The sequence below is a fragment of the Enterobacter cloacae complex sp. P16RS2 genome, assembly GCF_014982155.1.
Taxonomy (GTDB): domain Bacteria; phylum Pseudomonadota; class Gammaproteobacteria; order Enterobacterales; family Enterobacteriaceae; genus Enterobacter; species Enterobacter cloacae_M.
Window position 1 is genome coordinate 1 of sequence record NZ_JADCKW010000063.1, and the last position, 4,818, is coordinate 4,818.

6 protein-coding genes are annotated in these 4,818 nt (G+C 40.2%); 2 read left to right on the forward strand and 4 right to left on the reverse strand.

Annotation, left to right across the window (positions count from 1 at the left end):
• The first annotated feature begins 504 nt into the window (after window positions 1–504).
• Both INF68_RS22705 and INF68_RS22710 read left to right on the forward strand, forming a co-directional pair.
• Entirely contained in the window at window positions 505–1,173 is a 669-nt protein-coding gene (locus INF68_RS22705; RefSeq protein ID WP_016240049.1) for a hypothetical protein, read from the forward strand.
• Between the two features lie 12 nt (window positions 1,174–1,185).
• Entirely contained in the window at window positions 1,186–2,226 is a 1,041-nt protein-coding gene (locus INF68_RS22710) for an ImmA/IrrE family metallo-endopeptidase (protein ID WP_063615966.1), read from the forward strand.
• 171 nt (window positions 2,227–2,397) lie between these two features.
• On the opposite strand, the gene INF68_RS22715 is transcribed toward INF68_RS22710, so the two are convergent.
• The 4 genes from INF68_RS22715 to INF68_RS22730 all read right to left on the reverse strand — a co-directional run bounded on the left by INF68_RS22715 (window position 2,398) and on the right by INF68_RS22730 (window position 4,654).
• Window positions 2,398–2,673 carry a hypothetical protein gene (locus INF68_RS22715; protein WP_000430099.1) on the reverse strand — a complete coding sequence of 92 codons (276 nt, stop codon included), beginning with the start codon at window positions 2,671–2,673 and terminating at the stop codon, window positions 2,398–2,400.
• 9 nt (window positions 2,674–2,682) lie between these two features.
• Window positions 2,683–3,234 carry a lipoprotein gene (locus INF68_RS22720; protein WP_049122906.1) on the reverse strand — a complete coding sequence of 184 codons (552 nt, stop codon included), beginning with the start codon at window positions 3,232–3,234 and terminating at the stop codon, window positions 2,683–2,685.
• Between the two features lie 15 nt (window positions 3,235–3,249).
• A complete protein-coding gene (locus tag INF68_RS22725) occupies window positions 3,250–3,816 on the reverse strand; it encodes a hypothetical protein (RefSeq protein ID WP_193525465.1) in 567 nt (188 codons plus the stop codon).
• A 604-nt stretch (window positions 3,817–4,420) separates the two neighbouring features.
• Window positions 4,421–4,654, reverse strand: coding sequence for a hypothetical protein (locus INF68_RS22730; protein ID WP_047730330.1), 234 nt, complete (start codon window positions 4,652–4,654; stop codon window positions 4,421–4,423).
• Window positions 4,655–4,818 lie beyond the last annotated feature (164 nt).

Consider the following 4,818-nt stretch of genomic DNA (forward strand, 5'->3'; position numbering starts at 1 on the left):
CCTCTTGCTCTTCACCAAGAACTGTTTTTGCAACCTGACGTTGCCACTCTAGAAGAGACTGTAAACGCTCTTCTCTTGTGCCATCACAAACAGGTGCTTTGATCAGGTCCGATTCGTCAATGTGCTCACCACGCTTGAGAAGCATTTCATGTTCTTTAGGCTTTAAACTCAACATAATAACCTCCTATCACTCTTAAATAAATTTAAGCCAAAAATCTCTTTTTGTCAATTATTTATACAGATTCCTACTAAGAGCCTATCCATTAGGCTAGGCGTAATTGTTGCAGGCAGTTTAAGCACAAACAACGCTTCAATCCCGGAGCGTACAGGTAGTACGTAAGGATTTTAAGCACCACCTCGCTTCAAAATGACCAATTAAATAGGCTAATAGGATAGGCTCTTAGTCTTTACACATAGATACTGTAAAAATCATCAGTTCACTTCTTGATTTACCCCCTAATTTTAGGTATAAAATCAGGAAGTGACGAGTGATGCGAGAACCGTATGAACAATCAAATGCAGCGTAAGGTAGTTTTTGGTGATGAGGCAATTGCCAATGTTTCTAAATATGGGATTAGCGAGTATGCACTTCAAGCAGCTATAGAAGATGGTCTTCTGGAGATCAGACAAAGTACTGATCTAGATGCTAAAACAGATCCGGGGTCTCGTGCTTGGGGAGCGGTTATTCGTGGCTTGCGCCGTGAATTGCTTACTGATAGTGAAGAATGGAGCTTTTCATTTGTTAGCGGGTTAAACCTGACTCATAACAAGGATAAAGGGTTAAATATTCTCGTTATGAGTGGCGACAAGTACACTGGTCTTTTAGATGGGAATCCCAAGAGCAAAAACCCTAAAGGGGCTGCTACTGAAGTTCTGGTCGGTGAAAACTTTGAATTGTTTAATCCTGAAAAAGGGATTTCTCCCATTGTCGCATCAGAACCTGTTGATTCGATGATCAACTTTGTTCTCCTTTACTTTTTCGATTATGGTAATAAAGAAGTGCGCTATGAATTATCCATTCCCGATGGAATGAGCAATTCTGCTGGTAAAACGCGAATAGCTTCATGGAAGGAACGATACATTTTCGAAGCGATTCCGTTTGTTAATAAAGTTATCCCTCTTAAAGAAGAGTTTAACGAAACCCCTGCGTTCACAGTTATTAGAAACGAGTAGTTCGGATATCACATGGCAAAATTTAACCCTTCGCGCCTTAAACTTGCAAGGACAAGAAGAGGATTAACAATGACAGCCTTAGCAAAAAAAGCAGGGCTTTCTTTGAGAATGATCGTTGATTATGAGAAAGATTATTGCCTATATGAGCCATCTGAGCAAACTATAGCTTCATTTGTAGATGTTTTAAAATATCCTGCCGATTTTTTCTTCGGTGAAGATATTGAATCAATTGATCCTTCTACAGTATCTTTTCGTTCTCTGAAGAAAATGACATCTGCACAGGAAGGTGCAGCAATTGGTGCAGGTCAACTCGGATTGATTGTTAGTGACTATTTTGAACAGTATTTTAAATTACCAGAACTCAACCTAATTGATTTAAGAGGCGAAACACCTGAATCAGCTGCACGAGCACTTCGTGATTACTGGAAACTTGGCAGTAAAAGCATTTCTAACATGGTTCATTTGTTAGAAATGAATGGGATTAAAGTATTTTCATTATCAGAAAATACAGCGGATGTTGATGCTTATTCGTTTTGGAAAGCAGGAAAGGCATATGTATTTCTGAACAACCAAAAAACTGCTGAACGAAGTAGATTTGATGCAGCTCATGAACTGGGGCATTTGGTTCTGCATAAACATGGAACACCTCAAGGCAAGGATATTGAAATTGAGGCTAATGAATTTGCTTCAGCGTTTTTAATGCCAAAAGAGAATATTCTAGCTGCAAAAATGCGCAATCCATCTTTAGATGCCGTGCTTCAACTTCGTCATAACTGGAAAGTATCTACCTTTGCTCTTATTTACCGTATGAGGCAAGCGGGAGCATTAACTACTTGGCAATATAATAATCTTGTAAGAGAAGCTTCTGCACGTGGGTTTAGATTGAGAGAGGATCAAGTAATGGAGCGAGAAAGATCTATGATCATTGACTCATTACTCGACGCCCTAGCTGATGATGGTATAACCTTACCGGTGATTTCTCGCCAGCTAAATATCCCTGTAGGGGAGCTTTCTAATCTGTTGTTCAGATTTGGTTTGATTCAAAGTATCTGAATGTTCAAATGAAGTGAGGCTAACAGATTAGCATTTCAAGATGTTAGCATTGTCCACTTATGGCACAGATCAGTCTGTCTGTAATTGTTTGTTGTATCAGTTTCAACTTTTTACATACAAAAAAACCATACCTAGATAAGTCAATGGTATGGTTTCCTGTATTAAGTCTGATTACATCCTTCTTCTAAACACAACATTATCAGAGAAAATTGCCTTACCTGCGACAAACCCAACAGCCGCAATGATTGGTAGGCTGATAGTAGCTCCCGCCATACCTGTAGACATTCCGATCAGTATAGACAGGCCGAAGGTCAATAATATAACCACGAAAGCATACCAGCCGGGGTAGGTTCCATACAGAACCGTCGCCATGCAGCCGGTGCAGACATGGACACCCCTTTGGCTTTCTTTCAGGCAAAATGGACACTTGATGGTATTGTTTTCCATGATAGCCCCTTAGATCGCTTTCCAGCCATTGCTGGTTTTAACAAGATTAATCATGCCGTCTTCAGGTTCATTCATACCCTTGACGCTGGAGAACGCTTTTTTGTCCACCCATGCAGGAACATCCGCCAACTTCCATGTATATGACACGCGAACAACTTTCTGATTACCGTTTCCCGGTTCGGTCCATTCCTTTATCTCAGTAACTTCCCGATGACCGACGCAGGCACCATTCTCACGGTTCCAAAACTCAACCTCTTGGCCCTTGTCAGTTACTTCCAGAACATCAACACTGCTAAAGCCATTTGCCTGTTGTGAAACAGTGAGCAGCCTTTGTTCAACAAGTCCTTTAAGGATTTCATCACTGGCACTATACCCCGCTGAACGGTAGCCACGGTTAACCTTAATCGGAAAACCTTTATTAAATACAATGTCGTTGTCCTGCAGGGAGTAGCACAGCTTTGATTGTGATATTTTTGCGTTGATCGCTTTCTCAAAATCCCCTTTTTCACCGCATCCCGATACAAGAGCAGCAAGACCCGCCACGAGTAAAAATTTACGCATAGTGTTATCCCAGAGTTAATGGTTGATTGTGGCGTTTCTCAGAACAACAAGACGAACTGGCATATCGGCGTTGTTGACGGTAGCGAACCCACGGACTTCGAAATTGTTTATCGTTCCGGTAACGCTGACTTTCTGGCCTTTCTTGTAAGTAAGAACGGCATCATCAATACCAGAGTAGTAATCCAGCCAGACCATCCCGCCGCAGTAGCTGGTATCAGAGGTTTTAAATAAAAGGTAATAGTTAGGGGCTGACTTAGGCATTCCCATCATCATATCGCTGGCACTTCTGCCCTTTGTAACTTCCAGAACAGTGGCATTGGTGATAGAGATCCTTTTGCCAGTCCACTGTTTCTCTGCCGCCATTGCGTTTTCTTCATAGTCTTTGCAGACAGCACCAAGGCCAGATACAGACGATACCGGGCCAAGGCTTTGAGTGGTGGCGGTGCCCCCCAGCGCTTTACCTACTGAAGACAACGAAGAACTGATTGCTCCATTAACTGTATTCACACCATCGTTGAGCTGCTGGCATCCTGTCAGTGCGGCAGCAGACAGCAGTAGAGGCATCACTATCCGTAATTTCATATCTATCCCCAATGTGTGGAAACTTTATGTCAAAGACAGCCCTACCCATAGGTTGGTCTCTCTGGGCTGTAAAAAAGCATTAATCAATTGATAGGATTCAATTTATTTTTCTGTTCGTCATATCGTTTGTATCGATCGAATTCAAATCATTTGATAGATAAAAACTATCATATATCTATAATCGATCGATATAAACAATTAAAACGCCGATCAATTGACGCTAATTTGATAGTTAAAATCTATCAAATGCAGCTTATTGATCTTTTATGTCGATCAATAAGAGGTGTAATGTACACGAAGAGCCATGTCAGTAGCTGTTTGCACATGGATGGAGATAGAAAGGTATAGGTCGGAACAGATAATACCCTGTCGACCATTACGCAGACAGGGATTGTTAGATCTCAGGTAATGTAGCTATCTTCAGATATGGTGTTGTAAAAACCTGTATGCAACGCATGTTTTAATATACTGTTTCATATGGAATGGTAGCTACCATTCAGACTTTTCAATCATCTTCCAAAGCACTCACACCACTTGCCGGGAAATTGGTTTTCATATTATTCGATATCTTCGGAACTAAGGACTCTATTGTTTCTTCGCTAACTTAGCTGAGTTCAGAAATCAATCTTCTGTATGTATTAATCATTCGTTCCTGATCACACTCATGTGCTGATTCTGATAAGAAGAAATAGTCATAATCTTTGACATGGATATTATCACCATTTTGCAAAGTTAGTTTTATTCCTTGTTCATTCTCTTCAACATCTTCAACAATACAAGTCATAAATGGTATTTTTTTATTTGTATGAAAGAGCGTAATAATCTTAATGTTGTTCATTCATTATTTTCCTTCTTTTTTATTATTTAATACCATATCGAATCGGTAAAAATCAAATTTAACTCATATAATAAACGTTTTACCTGTTTTTTCTTATTCTTTTGAAAAGATATTTCTCTTATGAGCTAACGCTCATGTGCTGACGCACGGCTACGCCCTAACTC

Coding starts and splice junctions, on each gene's coding strand:
- INF68_RS22705 (WP_016240049.1), top strand. CDS start 505: ATGAACAATCAAATGCAGCGTAAGGTAGTTTTTGGTGATGAGGCAATT.
- INF68_RS22710 (WP_063615966.1), top strand. CDS start 1,186: ATGGCAAAATTTAACCCTTCGCGCCTTAAACTTGCAAGGACAAGAAGA.
- INF68_RS22715 (WP_000430099.1), bottom strand. CDS start 2,673: ATGGAAAACAATACCATCAAGTGTCCATTTTGCCTGAAAGAAAGCCAA.
- INF68_RS22720 (WP_049122906.1), bottom strand. CDS start 3,234: ATGCGTAAATTTTTACTCGTGGCGGGTCTTGCTGCTCTTGTATCGGGA.
- INF68_RS22725 (WP_193525465.1), bottom strand. CDS start 3,816: ATGAAATTACGGATAGTGATGCCTCTACTGCTGTCTGCTGCCGCACTG.
- INF68_RS22730 (WP_047730330.1), bottom strand. CDS start 4,654: ATGAACAACATTAAGATTATTACGCTCTTTCATACAAATAAAAAAATA.